The sequence below is a fragment of the Flavobacterium magnum genome (assembly GCF_003055625.1).
In the GTDB taxonomy this organism is placed as follows: domain Bacteria; phylum Bacteroidota; class Bacteroidia; order Flavobacteriales; family Flavobacteriaceae; genus Flavobacterium; species Flavobacterium magnum.
The window spans coordinates 698,541-714,006 of record NZ_CP028811.1; the positions used below are offsets into that span (position 1 = coordinate 698,541).

The following is a 15,466-nucleotide window of genomic DNA, read 5'->3' on the forward strand; positions in this document are numbered from 1 at the left end:
GGTTGATTTTGGGAAATCTGCGGCGCAAATGTACTATTTAAAATTAAAAAAGCCGGAAATCTCCGACTTTTCTTATTGCTGTGCCTGTGCTTATTTTACTTCTTTAATGAGGTAAATGTAGACGGGGAAGTGATCGCTGAAACCGACCTCATTGGCCGAATGCCGCAGCGGATAGCCTTTGTACTGCCCGTCGGTCTGGATCATGAACGGCTTGTTGTAAATGCCCGCTTTCCAGTATCTCAGGGAATCGTACCCTTCCTTTATCAGTGTTTCGGAAACCATAATCTGGTCAAAAATATCGCCGGCGTCGCGGTAAAAAAGTGTGGCATTTCCCTCTTTGGCCATCTGCTCGAAAGGATTGTAGACCCCAAACGGCTTCACCTCGGTTTTCTTGAGCTTGGCGCCAATGCCTTCTTTCACGCTCTTATTGTAAGTACCGTCGTTAAGGTCGCCCATACAGATGATTTTCGCATTGGGATTTACCTTATATATGGAGTCCATGACTTTTCGGGCGAGTCGGCCCGCTTCCTCACGGTAAGGGCTGCTTTTTTTCTCACCACCCGAACGTGACGGCCAGTGGTTCACCATGACATTGACCTCTTCACCGTCAAGGAGACCCGTTACCAATAGGATGTCACGGGTGTATATCCGGTTGTCCCTGCTGATTTCAATTTTGTCGTCAGTAGCCTCTTCTTTCTCCTTTTTGGCTTCTTCAGCTTTTTGGTCCTTATATATAAGGAGTGGAATATTGATGTAGCTTGTCGGCTTGAAATGTTTCTTCTGGTAGAGCATGGCCACATCAATGCCACGTTTGTCCGGCGAATCGAAGTGCACGATGCCGTAATCCCAGGGCTGCATTTTCGGCTGCTTTACAAGGTCTTCCAGTACACCGCGGTTCTCGATTTCAGCGCCACCGATAATTACGGGCGCATCCTTCTGTTGGTCGTTCGTGCCGATTTGAGAAATGACGCGGGCGAGATTTTCAAGTTTTTGCCTGTATTTGGCTGATGTCCAGTGTTGTGCGCCTGACGGAAGCCACTCCTCATCGTTATTCGGGTTGTTGATGGTGTCAAATAAATTTTCGAAATTGTAGAAAGCCACTGTCTTTACAGCAAACTTTTTGGCTTGGGAATAGCCCGCAAGTGTTGAGGATAACACAAAAAACAGGGCTAAAAATTTTCTAATTCGCATAAATCGTATATTAATTTAAGGTCAAGTTTAACATAAACTTGGGAGCAAAAGTAGATAATATTAATTAAACATGTACATTTGCACCCTGTTAAGAAATTCTTATTCTTTTCGAATTAATTAATTTAATATCTTTTATGAAAAAACTTGTATTTAGTTTTCTATTTGTGATGCAGGTATTTTTTGGATGGGCACAGCAAACCGCCACTGTCAATGGTAAAGTTGTCGATTCGAAGACCCAAAAACCATTACAAAGTGTTGTTGCTGCGATCCAAAACACCAGCTTAACCGTTATTAGCAATGCGGATGGTACGTTCACGATTAAAGATGTTCCCAGTGGGAATGCTTTGCTGAAAGTGAGCAGCTCAGGCTACACCCAACAAATCATGCCGTTGGAATTGAAGCCCGGACAGGTTTTAGACCTTGGCGTCGTAGTATTGGAAGAAGACCTGACTTCTGAGCAGCAGCTCAGCCTGATCACCATTACTGAAAATGATCTTGGGGACGACAACAGCGGCTCTGAAAGCACTTCAGGGTTACTGCAGGCCAGCCGTGACGCTTACCAGCAGGCAGCTGCCTTCAACTGGGGACAGGCACGTTTCAGGATCCGTGGTTTGGATAACGAATACGGAACGACTATGATCAACGGAATCGTGATGAACAAACTTTATGACGGAAGACCGCAATGGGGCAACTGGGGCGGACTGAATGATGCCACCAGGAACCAGGAATTCACCATGGGCTCCGCACCTTCTGACTATACGTTCGGCGGAATCCTTGGAACACAGGAAATCAATACAAGGGCCTCAATTTACAGGCCGGGTTCAAGAATTTCGTTCTCGGGAACCAATACCAATTACAGCTGGAGGGCTATGGGAACATACGCTTCAGGCATGAATGCTGACGGTTGGGCTTATGTCGTTTCAGCGGGAAGAAGATGGGCCGAGGAAGGTTATTTTGAAGGTACTAACTACAGTGCCAACTCGTTGTTTGCCAGCGTTGAAAAGCGATTCAACCAACACCACAGCCTGAACCTTACGTCGATTTACGCACAGAACAAGAGAGGAAAAAATTCTCCGAACACACAGGAAATTACCAATATAGCAGGCTGGAAATACAACTCTTACTGGGGTTACCAGGACGGCAGGAAAAGAAATTCAAGGGTGAAAGAACTGGAAGAGCCTATCGTGATGTTAGGCCACTATTGGAAAATCAATGAGAAAAACAAACTCAACACCAATGTATCGTACCAGCAAGGTACCATCGGGAACAGCAGGATTGATTTCTCAGGCGTGAATAACCCTGATCCTACTTATTACAGGAACCTGCCAAGTTATTTTTCTTCTTTGTATGAAAATGACGCCACTACCGGCCTGATCCCTGCTTCAGCATACCAGCCTGGCGGACTCGGTGGTTTATTTACCCCAAATTATGCCGCAGCCACGAATCCGCTTGACGCGAAATTCCTGTCACAAAGGCAACTGGACTGGACCGCGATGTACACGGCCAACTCCACACCGATTACCCAAAACGGTATCGTCGTGGGCAGGGCTCCGGCAGAAAGCAAATACATCCTGTATTCTGACAGGACCGATGACAAGCAGATTATTGCCAATTCCATCCTGAACTCGCAGCTGTCAGACAATATCCTTCTGACTGCAGGGGTAACCTACAGAAACCTCAGGTCACACAACTACCAGCAGGTTGACGACCTGTTGGGCGGATTGTATTTCCTTGACGTAGATACTTTCGGTGTGGGTGACCAGAAACAATCAGATCTTAACAACCCGGACCGTCAGGTAGTAGAAGGGGATGAATACGGCTACAACTACAACCTGCTGGCCAACACGATCGACGCGTTCACGCAGTTTAAGTTTACGTACAGGAAATTTGATTTCTACGTGGCACAGACATTTATTCGCTCCGAATACCAAAGGGAAGGTCTTTACAAAAACGGTTATTACCCAACGAATTCATTCGGAAAAGGGTCTAAGGTAGAATTTGACAACTTCGGTTTCAAAGGCGGCCTGACGTACAAGATCTCAGGAAGGAATTACCTCGATTTTAACGGCGTATACATGTCGAAAGCGCCTGCAATGCGAAATGTTTTCCCGAATGCCCGTCTGAACAACAATACAGTCGCCAACATCGACAACGAAACCATTACAAGCGTTGATGGTAGCTATATTATCAGGGCACCGAAATTCAAAGCCAGGATTACGGGTTACTTCTCTGAAATCAAGAACGCCACTGAAACGGCATTTTTCTTCGGCGAAGGTCTGTTTGAAGACGATAACGGCGATGGCGGTGACGCTTTTGTAGCTGAGACACTGACGCACGTAAACAAAAAGAATATGGGTGGAGAATTGGGTCTCGAGTACCAGATTACCCCAACAATCAAATTAAGCGGAGCTGCAGCCTACGGACAGTTCATTTATTCAAATGACCCAACTGTGAGTGTCAACCAGGACGCTCTGGCGACGATTAACAACACCAACCCTACAGTAAACTTCGGCAGTTCAAAACTGAAAGATTACCGCGTGGCCGGTACACCACAGCAGGCGTATTCCGCGGGAGTGGAGTACCGTGATCCAAAATTCTGGTGGATTGGCGCAAATGTAAATTACCTTGCAGACAATTATATTGATGTGGCTCCCGTTTTAAGGACAAGCAATTTCTTTGAAAATCCGCAGGGCACTGCCGGCAACTTCTTCCCTGAAGCGACTTTGGCAAGAGGAAGGGAATTATTGAAGCAGGAGAAATTCGATAGCTTTACTTTAGTAAATTTGACAGGAGGAAAATCATGGAGGATTGACGGAAAAACACTGGGCTTCTTTGCGAGCGTAAACAACGTTTTCGACATTGTTTATAAAACCGGAGGTTTTGAGCAGGCACGTAACTCCAATTACAGGGAACTGAACCAGGACGTTTCGAGCGGAACGCCTTCATTTGCCCCCAAATATTTTTACGGATACGGCAGGACGTATTTCGTAAACCTTTACCTAAACTTTTAATATTTTTAAAGAAAAAAATAATAATTATGAAAACAACAATTTTAAAATCAGTGCTTTTTGTGACGCTCGCTGCCGGATTCAACAGCTGTGTCAATGACGATGATTACGCGATTCCTTCGATGGATTGTACTGAAACGAACCTGGTTAAAACCAAAGAGGTGTCTGAAATTCCTTTCGGCACACTGGCACAATATACTGCCAATGAAGTGATTGAAGCCTACGTTACGTCGAGTGACGAGGGTGGTAACTTTTTCAAAACTATCTCGTTCCAGACTCTGGATGGCTCCAGGGCGTTCAGCGTTCCGGTTGACGCTTCGTCAACATTTGTAAACCTCGAGCCGGGCCGTAAGGTCTTCATAAAGTTGCAAAATCTGTACACTGATTCGCCGAATACGGCGGCCATCGGACCAAGAATCGGCGGCGTTTACATCAATGCATCTGGTACGGCCTCAGTAGGAAGGTTGCCTGAGTCACAGTTTAAGGAAGTCGTGGTTCGCTCTTGTACTGTGGTAGATGAGGAGCAATTAGTGCAACGCGTGACTATCCCGCAACTGCTGGAAGGCAACACTTATCTCAACAAACTGGTTGAATTAGACAACGTACAATTTGCTGACGACGCCATCAACAAGACCTATTACGTAGAGGGTGCAGCGAATACCATCGGGGGGGCAACCAATATTTCGCTTACCGATATCCAAGGCAATTCAATTGATTTCAGGACGAGCAGCTTTGCAAACTTCGCAGGAAAGATGGTGGCTACCGGAAACGGAAAAGTAAGAGGTGTATTGACTAAATATGGTACAGGATACCAATTCCTCGCAAGGACAGAAAGAGATATCATGCTTACAAACCCAAGGGTTAAGTCCTTATTGAATGAGACGTTCACCAACAGCCTTGGTAACTGGACAACTTTTAACGTATTGGGTGCTGAGACATGGGCTCATAGCCCAACTTTCGGAAATCCCGGAGGTATGGCTAAAATGTCAGGTTATAACAATGGGAACAAAGCCAATGAAGACTGGTTGATTTCACCTGCTCAGGATCTAACCGCTTTGACAAGCGCCACGCTTTCATTTGACAACGCTTTTAAATTTGACGGAAACCCGATTGTCGTGTTAATTTCGAAGGATTATAATGGTGTTGGAAATCCTACAGACACTTCCAATGGAACCTGGACAACGCTAAGCGGCGCAACGCTGTCAACAGGAAACTATGCTTACGCCAACTCAGGAAATCTTAACATTTCTGCATTTACCGGCTCAGGTGCTGAGAAAGTGTACGTGGCATTTAAGTATACTTCAACAACCGCTGCAGCTTCTACTTGGGAAATTGACAATGTAAAAATCCTGCCTGCCAACTAGGCATATTAGCAAATAGTGAAAGGCTCTCTTCGGGGAGCCTTTGTAACACCACTTAGAAAAACAATAAAAATGAATAAAAAAATCATATCCCTTACAGCCATCTTATTATGCATTCTGAGCATCAGTTTCGTGTCGTGTGAAAGCGACGATGAAGGTGGCGACTACGTTTCGCCGAATTATGTAGCCGCAACCTGGAAACTGACCGCTGTAGGCGCGCTGAATACACAAAGCACGCTGATTTACACGCCGGTAATGGAAGGATCCTGCGATGCACAAACTGTCAGCTTTACAGAAGATTTTAATTTTACCAGGAACTACAGCGTATTGGTAGATGAGGCTTGTACCCCAAAAACAACTACAGGGACTTACGCCCTGGAGCAGGGAAATATTGTCGTTACATTCGTTCCGGAAGGACAGACATTGAGCGAATCCATAAGTTATGATATCATTACGCTTTCCGATGTATTGCTCGAAGTCGCTTACACGGACAAGCTCACCGGGAAACTGGTGTTTCTGAAATTCGCCAAACAGATCATGACTGCGAATTAATTGAAAGCATAAAGAATTTGAAAAAAGGCTCCCGAATGGGAGCCTTTTTTATTTCCAGACCGATTGCCTTAAGATATCATCCCAGCTGTGCTCGATGACAAAAAGCACCAAGCGGATCAGATGATAGGCAGCCAGCGCGATACCCAGCGCATACGCGAGCTTTTTGTTATACAGCCAGTTGTCCAGGTATTCTTTCCCGGTGATCAGTTCCGCTGACAACACCAAAATCGTCGTCACGGCAAACAAAATCACAAACGGCCCGAAGACATGGTAATGCAGGCTTTTCCCAATATCGCCCGCGTAAAAATACACCAGCGACTTGGTAATGCCGCAACCCGGGCAGGGAAACCCTGTCAGCATCTTAAACGGGCACAGCGACTGCGCCGACTCCAGATGGTTATCGGCGTTATGCAGCATAAAAAAAAACGGAACTGCCAACGTTAACAACGCCCCGGCAATTCCGTAAATTTTTCGCTTTACGCGTGTATTACTTGTATAATTTGTTGATATCACCCTGTACAATCATTGCAGCCACCATCGGAACAAGCAAACCTAAAATCAACAGCAACGTCGCATCATCTTTCTGGGCCACACCGGCACGACGGTACACATGCGGCAACCCGTCTTTTCCAGCCAGATAGTAGAAATACATATTGACCGGAGAGCAGCAACCGGCAAAAATCGCAACCGGCTGCGAAATCACTTCCCTTTCGGCAACGGCGTTGAGCACGTCGGCTACTTTGATGTTCCAGTAAATCAGGTACAGCCCGCACGTCACGATGCCCAACAGCAAAACCGCTACCGGGTCGACTTTAAAATAAGGGATGTTGGGCGGCTGTGGCGTGTTCCAGCTTTCGATAGTATTCACTTCCATAATGTTTGGTTTTGGTTATTGAGTTGATAAAAATAAATAATTTATTGGAATGCGCTGTCTTTTGGTTCCCAAAGTTCGATTTTATTTCCTTCCGGATCGAGTATCCAGCCGAAACTGCCATAATCAAATCGCTCGGGCTCGCCGATGACAGCCACGCCTTCAACTTTCAGCTGTGCGAGTAACTTGTCGAGATTGGCAACCCTGAAATTCTGCATAAAGGCTTTTTCAGACGGATCAAAATACTTCGTGTCATCTTTAAACGGAGACCATTGCGTCATGCAATCGTTGCCATCCGCATCCTTCCACCAAAACGAGCTGCCATACGCGTCGGTTTTCAGTCCGAGGTGTCTGGCATACCAGGCCACGAGCGCTTTCGGGTCTTTGGACTTAAAGAAAATACCGCCGATTCCCGTCACGCGCCGCATTTCTGTCTCCTGTACGCTGTTACCAGAAAACAGCGCCTTAATCTTGTCAACGATAACCTGCGCCAGCTGCTCGTGGCTTTCAAAGGTCCAGCCAGCGATGTGCGGCGAAAGTAACACCTTGTCCGAATCGAGTAAATACCGGAATGCCTCGGGCACATGCCCGTCTTCGAAAAGATGCTCAAACGAACTTTTCTCATATTCCAGCACGTCGAGCCCGGCGCCTAAGACTTTCCCCGACTGCAACGCCGACACCAGATCGGCCGTCACAATGTTCTTACCGCGCGACGTGTTTAACAGCCAAAACGGTTTGGCAAAGGCATCGATGAAATCAGCATCCACCATCCTGTCGGTCAGCGGCGTCCACGGAACGTGAAGGCTCAGCACATCGGCCTGTTGCTGTAATTCCGCCAACGTGACCTGACGCGCATTGCCATCGTCGACACCCTGCAGGATATCATGGCACAAAACGTGCACATCAAAACCGCGCAGTTTCCTGGCAAATGATTTTCCCATATTTCCGTACCCGATGATCCCGACGGTCTTGCCGTCAAGCTCATGGCCCCGGTTTGCCTCGCGGTTCCAGTGTCCTGACCGGATTTCACGATCGGCCTTGTTGAGCTTGTTGAAAAGCGACAGCAGCATCGCCAGCGTGTGTTCGGCCACGGCATTTCGGTTCCCTTCGGGAGCGGCAATGAGCTCAATGCCTTTCGCGGCGGCGTACTCGACATCGATGCTTTCAAGCCCTGCGCCCACCCGCGCTATAAACCTGAGATTCCTCGCACGATCCAGAAAATCCTTGTCGATCTTGAAACGGCTGCGTATGACAATGCCCTGATATTGATGAATTTTCGCTTCCACTTCCGCTTTGGAAGAAAAAAAGTCCTCTTCGTTTGCGAATCCGGCCTGCTGCAATTGCTGCAATAAAATGGGGTGGTTGCTGTCGAGGTGGAGAATGTTCATGTCCGATGCATTCAAAATGATAGGTTTTGTTTTCCAAAGTTAAGAAACTTTTTCAGGAGCTTGTTCCCGCTCTGCGCTTTATCTGCGGCTCCGCTGCGCTGCGCCGCAGGATGCCGCTGCGATCGGGGCTAGGGTATCGTGCGCCAAATCACCTGCGTCCCAACCAGTCAAACAGCCGCCTGGCGTCTTCCGCGTGAAACAATTGTGTGCCTTCATTCATTGTCGCTGCTGAGCCGCAGGCCACACCCCAGCGGATGACCTCACCAAGCGGCTTCCCCTGCGACAGCGCCCAGACCATCCCGCCAACCATACTGTCGCCGGCCCCCACGGTGCTTTTTTTAGGGACGTTGGGCGCGGGTATGAACTCGGTGACTTCCCGCGTGACCAACACGGCGCCCTGCGGACCCAAAGATACCACGATCACCTGCGCGAACCCTTTCCCGATGAGGGTCCTGGCAGCGTCATCGGCTTCATCGGCGTGCAACTTTTCGATCCCGACGAGTTTGGCGAGTTCGCCGATATTCGGTTTGGCAAGGTATACGCCCGCTTCGAGCGCTTTCTGAAGTGCCTCGCCTGAAGTATCAACAATAAATTTTACGCCCGATTTTTTTGCCTCCACAGCCATCTTTTGGTAAAAATCCGAACCCACGTCTTCGTTGAGGCTGCCGCTGGCGACGAGGAATTTCGGTTTGAGCGTATTGACGGTATCCAATATCGTGTCTTGTTCCGCAGCCGACAGTGAGGCTCCGGGAAAGCCGAAACGGTATTGGGCATTCGTATTCAGATCCAATGCCATCAGGTTCTCGCGCGTGGCATTTTTTACCGCTATAGCCTGGGTCATGATCTTTTCCTTTTCCAGCAAGGACTGCAATTGCCGTCCGGCATCACCACCTGAGGTGAAGATACAAAGCGACTCCCCGCCGAGCCGCGCGATGGCTTTAGACACGTTAATGCCTCCGCCGCCGGCATCATACTCCGGGTTTTCACAGCGGATCTTCTGTTCGGGTACAAGGCCCTTGAACGAAGTACTTTTATCGAGAGACGGATTGACCGTCAGGGTAACGATGTCAGGATTTTTCATAGTGGTTTATTTCTACTAAAGTTCGGGTAAATTACGTGGAAATCAAAGCCTGCCTTAAAAAACAATGCAGCCCGGGCGTCGAAAAACTTTGCTACCTTGCAGCCTGAACTTTGTACCCTGAACCAAAATGTACGACGAGTCACCCAAACGCTTCGACCGTATTATCGCGATCCTGATCCAGTTGCAGTCGCGCAAGGTGGTGCGTGCCCAGGACCTGGCCGACCGTTTTGAGGTAAGCCTCCGGACGATTTACCGCGACATCCGCACCCTCGAGGTGTCGGGCGTCCCCATTTACAGCGAAGCGGGTACAGGATATTCGCTGATGGACGGTTACCGCCTGCCGCCCGTGATGTTTACGCGCGAGGAGGCGCACAGCTTCATTGCGGCCGAAAAACTGATGCGGCAATTCACCGATAAGGAACTTGGGGACCATTACGCTTCGGCGATGTACAAACTGAAAGCGGTATTAAAAAGTTCGGATAAAGACGTGGTCACCGAGATGGAATCGAAAGTCCTGATCCGCAACAGCAGTGAAGCCGTGAATCAGAAAGCGCCGAATGCACTGGCGTCAGTATTCAGGAGTATCGGCGAGAAAATGCAGGTGGTATTGCGCTATGAGGGCATCGAATCTGACGGACCGCTCGAACGCGTCATTGAGCCGGTCGGGGTGTTTCATGAAAACCAGAACTGGTACATTTTTGGGTATTGCCACCTGCGCAGGGACTACCGGCAGTTCCGGACAGACCGGATCCACAACATCACCATCACCGATTTGCCGTTCACCCTGTCGCATGAGGCACTTGAGACCTATCTGCATCAGGACCGGCAGGAAAATCTGGTAAAGATTGTCATCCTTATCGATAAAACTGTTGCCAAATACATCAGTAGCGACCGACGCGGCTATGGCTTCGTGTCAGAAAGGGAAACCGAAAAAGGCATAGAGATGACGTTCATGAGCCGTGATCCGCAACAAGGTTTTGCGCGCTGGTACATGATGTTCGGGGACTACGCCGAAATCGTCGAACCGGAAGACCTGAAAACGCGCGTCGCCGAATTGCTTACTATTGGGCAGGAGAAATTGAACACCAAACGTCCGGAAAAAAAATAGGGAGACCGGATACAACATCCTGATCTCCCTTTCAGAAACTACCGCTCCCAGAAAAACGGCGGCTCTACACCCAGTCCGCGCAGGTAGACATAGAGCTGGCCGCGGTGGTGGATTTCGTTGTCGATGAAATACAAAATACTGTGGATGATGGGCGAATTATACTGCCCGAAAAGATTGAACGTCTTGCCAAAATCTTCTGTGGGGACTTGTGCAAAATAGGTATTGATAGCATCCGTGTCTGCGTCCCATTGCTGTAGGAACAGGGCTTTGGTGGTTAAGGCGTTACCGGCTTCAGTGTATGGCTTTTCGTCGCGTTCCACGATGGCTTTCATGGCCGGCGCGCCGATGGCTAGCAGTTCAAGGACGAGTTGTGAGGCCGTGCGCATCCCGCCGATACTGTATTCGAAAAATTCCTTTTCCGGGAACGCCTCGATGACGCGGCGCGTTAGGCTGCGGTGTCCCTGCCAGTGTGCCAGGAGTTGTGATGGGCTGATGATCTGTTCTGTTGCTGTGGCTGTTGCATTCATGGTATAAGTTTTTACGATTAATAGTCCAAAGGTATCCGGGGCGAATGACAACAGTATGTCAGCAGTGATTTTTAAATTGACTTTTTTTTTACGCCGGCTCGTTTCCAGGGCGTCAGGCGCTACGGCTATTCTGATAAAACCCGGGGCCGCATCCTGGCCGGGTGCCGCGCGAGGGATGGCAGCGGCAGCCCACAGCCCGCAGGGCGAGGACTACAGCGAACAGCCCGGCCCGTAGCCTGCGCAGGGACGCGCCCTAATCAGTAATCGGCTGCAGGCCGCTATTGGCAGTGAGAAACTTTGTAACTTTGCGGCTTTACAACTTTGCACCGCAACCATGATAGAAGATAAAAATCCGCAGCGCACGCCGTTGTCGCAACTGGGCGAATTTGGCCTGATAGAACACCTGACGAAAAATTTTGAAACCAGCCGCCCGTCGACTTTAAAAGGCATTGGCGACGATGCCGCCGTGCTGGATTTTAAGGATAAGAAAGTGGTCGTGTCGACTGACTTGCTGATTGAAGGCGTGCATTTTGACCTTGCTTACGTGCCGCTGAAGCATTTGGGCTACAAGGCAGTCGTGGCGAACGTGTCCGATATTTGCGCAATGAACGCGCTGCCCACCCAGATTACCGTTTCGGTTGCTGTATCGAACCGCTTCCCGCTGGAGGCGCTCGACGAATTGTTTGCCGGCATTGCACTGGCGGCAAAAGAATACCGGGTTGACGTCATCGGCGGGGACACAACCTCATCGCAGAAAGGCCTTATCATCAGTATCACCGCCATCGGGGAAGCGGATGAGGGCGAAATCGTGTACCGCGACGGGGCGAAAGAAATGGACCTGCTCGTGGTGACCGGCGACATCGGGGCGGCTTACATGGGGTTGCAGGTGCTCGAACGCGAAAAGCAGGTATTTCAGGTGAACCCGAACTCGCAGCCCGACCTCGATGCGTATACGTACCTGATTGAAAGGCAGCTTAAGCCTGAGGCGCGCAAGGATGTGCGTACGCTGCTGCATGCACTGGAAATCAGGCCTACGGCGATGATTGACATTTCGGACGGACTTTCCTCAGAAATCATACACCTCTGCAAGGCGTCTAAAGTGGGTTGCAACCTGTATGAGGAAAAGTTACCGCTGGACCCGCAGCTTATTGCGACCTGCGAGGAATTCAATATTGATTCGACCACGGTTGCCATCAATGGCGGCGAGGATTATGAGCTGTTGTTTACGATCAAGATGGACGATTTTGAGAAAATAAAGGGCAACCCGAATTTTACGATCATCGGGCATATGGTAAAGGAAACCGAGGGTATCCACCTGATCACGCGTGCAGATACAAAAATCCCCTTGCGTGCAAGGGGATGGGATGCGCTTGAAGCCTAAATGTTCCTGTTGACCGTTGCCAGCGGGAACATTTTCATGGTTTTTATTGCTGTTCCTGCATCATTTTCTGTACGGTCTCGCTGTAATACACCTTCCCGTCGAGGATGTCCTCGAAGGCAATAAGCAATTCTTCGAAAGTCAGGTCGTTTTTCACGACGAGCCCTTCAGGCTGTATGGTTTCTGAGAAATGGCGGAATTTCAGTTTTTCGGTATGCATGGTCAGCAGGACGATCTTGCAGCCGGGCATCTTTTGGCGGAGCAGTTTGGCCAGGTCGATACCGGACTCGATTTGCTGTTCATCGTAGGCCGGGATGCTGATGTCCAGGAATGCCACGTCGTAGGTTACGGCGCTGTTGGCGATTACCTCGTATCCTGTTTGTCCGGAATCAGCCGTCGTGTCGACGATGTGGTACTCGTCGGGCTTAAACCGCTCCAGCGTATTCTTATACGCCTGGAGGATAAAAGGATGGTCATCCACCATTAAGACTTGTACAGTTTTCTTCATGTGTTTGTTGTTAGGTTAATTTATACTTGAGCTTAGGGGCAATTCAAATTGTAATGTCGTACCGTCGCCGGGTTTGGTGATGATGTCCATCGTCCCTCCGGAAGCGGTGATGCGGGACCGCATATTCTGCAGGCCGATCCCGTTGCGTTTTTTGCTGTAAATGAATCCGACGCCGTCGTCTTTCACTTCCATTGCTATGAGTCCGCATTTTTTCCCGAACGTTACACTGACGTGGCGGGCATCGGCATGCTTGTTGATGTTCTGGAACGCTTCCTGCAGGATGCGGTACAGGTTGATTTTGGCAGCGTTGGGTACCACGCCCCATTCGATGCTGTCGTCGATTAACAAGACAATAGCAGCCTGGCATACAGTACGTTGCGATTCGGTAAAATTGTTGACCATCAGCACAAAGTTATTGAAAACAGCGGTCTTTTCCGAATTTAGGTCGTGGGAAATTTCCCTAATCTCCTGCTCCAGGGTCTTGAGTTCGTCGATGTATGCGACGCGCTGCTGCGCTGCTTCTTCGTCCCTGCGGCTGTTGAGTACGCCGAGGTTCATGCGCGTGCCGAACAGTTTGCCCAGTACGCCGTCGTGCAGTTCCTGCGCAATGCGCTTCTTTTCTGCCTGCCGGGATTCCTCGACCTTATCCTGCTGGCTGATCATCAGCGAGTAGATTTCCTCATTGGCTTTTTGCTGCTCTTGGACGAGGCGGAGTTCGCGGTTTTTGGCCATCTGGATGCGGATCACAAACACAAATATGCCCGTCAGGATGATTGCGAGCGCAACGTAAATTAAGGTTTTGCGCTGTTCGACAAGCTGGACATTGTTTTGGGCAAGCTCGTCGGTTTCAAACTCGATACGGGCGAATTTGTTTTTGGTTTTGCGTTCGGCGATGTCGAGGGAGTCATTTATTTTATAATATTCTGTAGAATACGCACGCGCATTTTTTGCATCAACTTTTGAAAGTTGTTTTAGCACAGTTAAAATAGACCTTTTCTGCTTATTTTTAGTTGCCAGAATATAAGCATCATTTGCCAGTGAAATTGACTTCAAAGTATCACCCATCACAGCATAAAATTCTGATAAATGTTTTTTATTAGTGATGATTCCGGGAATTATGCCTAAGCTGTCCCTAATCTTAAGTGCTTTGTAAAACTGATTTGGTAAATTATCAAGTTGGCTCAACTTTAAATCTGCATATGCCAGATTGTCTAATGACATAGCAAAAATATCCGGACGGTCCTTAAACAGGTTTTTTTCTTGTAAAGCTTTTGAGAATTCTTTCTTCGCTCGTGTATAATTTTCAGCAGTGGAATACATTGCGCCAAGATTATTTACGGTGACCGCATTGTAATGTGATGCAGGAGGAGCATCCTTTCTATTCGCTACTTCTATGGCCAGCTCATAATACTTTTTTGAAAGCGCATATTCCTGAAGGTCTGCATAGACGATTCCTAATAAGTTATTGGCTTCATATTCAATTTTAATATTATCATATGTTTTTAAAATCCTTAGCATTTCAACAGCTGTTTTTTCACAACCTAAAAAATCTCTATATGTATGTTGTAGAACCGCTTTATTTAATAAAGTTTGCGTAAGATTGACTTTATCATTTAATTTCCTGTAAAGCTTTTCGGCTTTGTAATTATAATCATATACGCTATCCGTCTTATTTACAGTGATATAGTAATCTGACATGAATGTATATGCTTTCGCTAAGTTTATAGTATCCTTATCCTTTTCCGAGAGGCTAATTACTTCTTTCGTATATTTTTTGAAATTATCGTAATCGCCAATATTATAATAACGATTTGCTATCTTAAAATAATTCGATCTCTTGGTAGTGTCGTTTTCCTGTTTGGAAATTATAGCTAAAGCCTTTTGTATATAATCCCTTCTCTTTTGTATGGCAACCGTATCATTATTTGCTAAGTCTATATATGATGATAATCCGTTTTGTTTGTTATATCCTGAATCGTCTTTATTGTTCTTTTTACAAGAACAAAAAATTAGTAATGAACAAAAAACGATTAAGTTATTTTTCAAGTTTATTTTATTGATTCCGTCAAATGTAAAAAATATTAGCTAAAAAAAAAGACTGTCAGCGCTGACAGTCTTTTTAATTTTTTTATTAGATCTTGATTATGGTCTCTTGCCACTTCCTGTTGGTAGTCCACCATTTCCTAACCCAGTATTGTTGTCTCCATCTCCAGTTAACTGCGCAATCAAACTGCTATTTCCTTTTTCTTTATGTTGCTCTTTACCGTTAAAAGAAGTTAAGCCAATTACTGCTACTAAAACTAACGCTGCGATTAAGATAATTTTTTTCATGATACTTTTCAATTAGGGGTATTGGTGTTATTTTTTGTTTGTTTTATCAATTTTGATGTGGTAAAACTACAATGCTTCGGGCGAACCGCCTACGTAAAAACCCCTGATATAGTAACTGGCTATCGTTCAATGGTAAACGACCGCCTCATGAGAGTAAATGAA

General features: G+C 47.5%; 14 protein-coding genes and 1 pseudogene. 5 read left to right on the forward strand and 10 right to left on the reverse strand.

The genetic code is table 11. The annotated features are described in order from the left end of the window. Nucleotides 1–90 precede the first annotated feature (90 nt). Nucleotides 91–1,191, reverse strand: a complete 1,101-nt coding sequence (locus HYN48_RS02735) for an endonuclease/exonuclease/phosphatase family protein (RefSeq protein WP_108369673.1) — start codon at nt 1,189–1,191, stop codon at nt 91–93. Nucleotides 1,192–1,325: 134 nt separating this feature from the next. On the opposite strand from HYN48_RS02735, the gene HYN48_RS02740 reads away from it, so the two are divergent. The 3 genes from HYN48_RS02740 to HYN48_RS02750 all read left to right on the forward strand — a co-directional run bounded on the left by HYN48_RS02740 (nt 1,326) and on the right by HYN48_RS02750 (nt 6,112). Then, entirely contained in the window at nt 1,326–4,202 is a 2,877-nt protein-coding gene (locus HYN48_RS02740; protein WP_108369674.1) for a TonB-dependent receptor, read from the forward strand. 26 nt (nt 4,203–4,228) lie between these two features. Beyond that, the gene (locus HYN48_RS02745; protein WP_108369675.1) at nt 4,229–5,563 is read left to right on the forward strand and encodes a DUF5689 domain-containing protein; all 1,335 of its coding nucleotides are present in this window, start codon (nt 4,229–4,231) and stop codon (nt 5,561–5,563) included. A 69-nt stretch (nt 5,564–5,632) separates the two neighbouring features. Further along, a complete protein-coding gene (locus HYN48_RS02750; protein ID WP_108369676.1) occupies nt 5,633–6,112 on the forward strand; it encodes a lipocalin family protein in 480 nt (159 codons plus the stop codon). A gap of 48 nt (nt 6,113–6,160) precedes the next feature. On the opposite strand, the gene HYN48_RS02755 is transcribed toward HYN48_RS02750, so the two are convergent. From HYN48_RS02755 to HYN48_RS02770, 5 genes and pseudogenes are all read right to left on the reverse strand, one after another. Further along, nucleotides 6,161–6,529, reverse strand: coding sequence for a DUF2752 domain-containing protein (locus HYN48_RS02755; RefSeq protein WP_245945975.1), 369 nt, complete (start codon nt 6,527–6,529; stop codon nt 6,161–6,163). Nucleotides 6,530–6,599: 70 nt separating this feature from the next. Beyond that, a complete protein-coding gene (locus HYN48_RS02760) occupies nt 6,600–6,986 on the reverse strand; it encodes a DUF4234 domain-containing protein (RefSeq protein WP_108369677.1) in 387 nt (128 codons plus the stop codon). A gap of 41 nt (nt 6,987–7,027) precedes the next feature. After that, on the reverse strand, nt 7,028–7,411 hold the full coding sequence (locus HYN48_RS15390; RefSeq protein ID WP_342747891.1) for a VOC family protein: 384 nt from the start codon (nt 7,409–7,411) through the stop codon (nt 7,028–7,030). 21 nt (nt 7,412–7,432) lie between these two features. Then, nucleotides 7,433–8,371, reverse strand: a pseudogene (locus HYN48_RS02765) (2-hydroxyacid dehydrogenase); the annotation flags it as partial. Between the two features lie 148 nt (nt 8,372–8,519). Beyond that, nucleotides 8,520–9,452 carry a 1-phosphofructokinase family hexose kinase gene (locus HYN48_RS02770; protein WP_108369679.1) on the reverse strand — a complete coding sequence of 311 codons (933 nt, stop codon included), beginning with the start codon at nt 9,450–9,452 and terminating at the stop codon, nt 8,520–8,522. Nucleotides 9,453–9,579: 127 nt separating this feature from the next. Between HYN48_RS02770 and HYN48_RS02775 the strand changes: the two genes are divergently transcribed. Then, nucleotides 9,580–10,560: a helix-turn-helix transcriptional regulator gene (locus tag HYN48_RS02775; RefSeq protein WP_108369680.1), complete on the forward strand. Its 981-nt coding sequence runs from the start codon at nt 9,580–9,582 to the stop codon at nt 10,558–10,560. 38 nt (nt 10,561–10,598) lie between these two features. Here HYN48_RS02775 and HYN48_RS02780 read toward each other — a convergent pair whose 3' ends face one another. Then, nucleotides 10,599–11,087: a DinB family protein gene (locus HYN48_RS02780; RefSeq protein ID WP_108369681.1), complete on the reverse strand. Its 489-nt coding sequence runs from the start codon at nt 11,085–11,087 to the stop codon at nt 10,599–10,601. A gap of 334 nt (nt 11,088–11,421) precedes the next feature. Between HYN48_RS02780 and thiL the strand changes: the two genes are divergently transcribed. Continuing rightward, a complete protein-coding gene (thiL, locus tag HYN48_RS02790; protein ID WP_108369683.1) occupies nt 11,422–12,468 on the forward strand; it encodes a thiamine-phosphate kinase in 1,047 nt (348 codons plus the stop codon). A 43-nt stretch (nt 12,469–12,511) separates the two neighbouring features. On the opposite strand, the gene HYN48_RS02795 is transcribed toward thiL, so the two are convergent. From HYN48_RS02795 to HYN48_RS15150, 3 genes are all read right to left on the reverse strand, one after another. Next, entirely contained in the window at nt 12,512–12,973 is a 462-nt protein-coding gene (locus HYN48_RS02795) for a response regulator (RefSeq protein ID WP_108369684.1), read from the reverse strand. Between the two features lie 15 nt (nt 12,974–12,988). Continuing rightward, a complete protein-coding gene (locus HYN48_RS02800) occupies nt 12,989–14,491 on the reverse strand; it encodes a tetratricopeptide repeat-containing sensor histidine kinase (protein ID WP_181248510.1) in 1,503 nt (500 codons plus the stop codon). A gap of 624 nt (nt 14,492–15,115) precedes the next feature. Further along, nucleotides 15,116–15,304 (reverse strand): hypothetical protein, encoded by a 189-nt coding sequence (locus HYN48_RS15150; protein WP_146171705.1) that lies wholly within the window; start codon nt 15,302–15,304, stop codon nt 15,116–15,118. Nucleotides 15,305–15,466 lie beyond the last annotated feature (162 nt).

What these genes read in the sequence shown, in the direction of transcription:
- HYN48_RS02735 (WP_108369673.1), bottom strand. Translation starts at nt 1,191, where the DNA reads ATGCGAATTAGAAAATTTTTAGCCCTGTTTTTTGTGTTATCCTCAACA.
- HYN48_RS02740 (WP_108369674.1), top strand. Translation starts at nt 1,326, where the DNA reads ATGAAAAAACTTGTATTTAGTTTTCTATTTGTGATGCAGGTATTTTTT.
- HYN48_RS02745 (WP_108369675.1), top strand. Translation starts at nt 4,229, where the DNA reads ATGAAAACAACAATTTTAAAATCAGTGCTTTTTGTGACGCTCGCTGCC.
- HYN48_RS02750 (WP_108369676.1), top strand. Translation starts at nt 5,633, where the DNA reads ATGAATAAAAAAATCATATCCCTTACAGCCATCTTATTATGCATTCTG.
- HYN48_RS02755 (WP_245945975.1), bottom strand. Translation starts at nt 6,529, where the DNA reads ATGCTGCATAACGCCGATAACCATCTGGAGTCGGCGCAGTCGCTGTGC.
- HYN48_RS02760 (WP_108369677.1), bottom strand. Translation starts at nt 6,986, where the DNA reads ATGGAAGTGAATACTATCGAAAGCTGGAACACGCCACAGCCGCCCAAC.
- HYN48_RS15390 (WP_342747891.1), bottom strand. Translation starts at nt 7,411, where the DNA reads ATGCGGCGCGTGACGGGAATCGGCGGTATTTTCTTTAAGTCCAAAGAC.
- HYN48_RS02770 (WP_108369679.1), bottom strand. Translation starts at nt 9,452, where the DNA reads ATGAAAAATCCTGACATCGTTACCCTGACGGTCAATCCGTCTCTCGAT.
- HYN48_RS02775 (WP_108369680.1), top strand. Translation starts at nt 9,580, where the DNA reads ATGTACGACGAGTCACCCAAACGCTTCGACCGTATTATCGCGATCCTG.
- HYN48_RS02780 (WP_108369681.1), bottom strand. Translation starts at nt 11,087, where the DNA reads ATGAATGCAACAGCCACAGCAACAGAACAGATCATCAGCCCATCACAA.
- thiL (WP_108369683.1), top strand. Translation starts at nt 11,422, where the DNA reads ATGATAGAAGATAAAAATCCGCAGCGCACGCCGTTGTCGCAACTGGGC.
- HYN48_RS02795 (WP_108369684.1), bottom strand. Translation starts at nt 12,973, where the DNA reads ATGAAGAAAACTGTACAAGTCTTAATGGTGGATGACCATCCTTTTATC.
- HYN48_RS02800 (WP_181248510.1), bottom strand. Translation starts at nt 14,491, where the DNA reads ATGCTAAGGATTTTAAAAACATATGATAATATTAAAATTGAATATGAA.
- HYN48_RS15150 (WP_146171705.1), bottom strand. Translation starts at nt 15,304, where the DNA reads ATGAAAAAAATTATCTTAATCGCAGCGTTAGTTTTAGTAGCAGTAATT.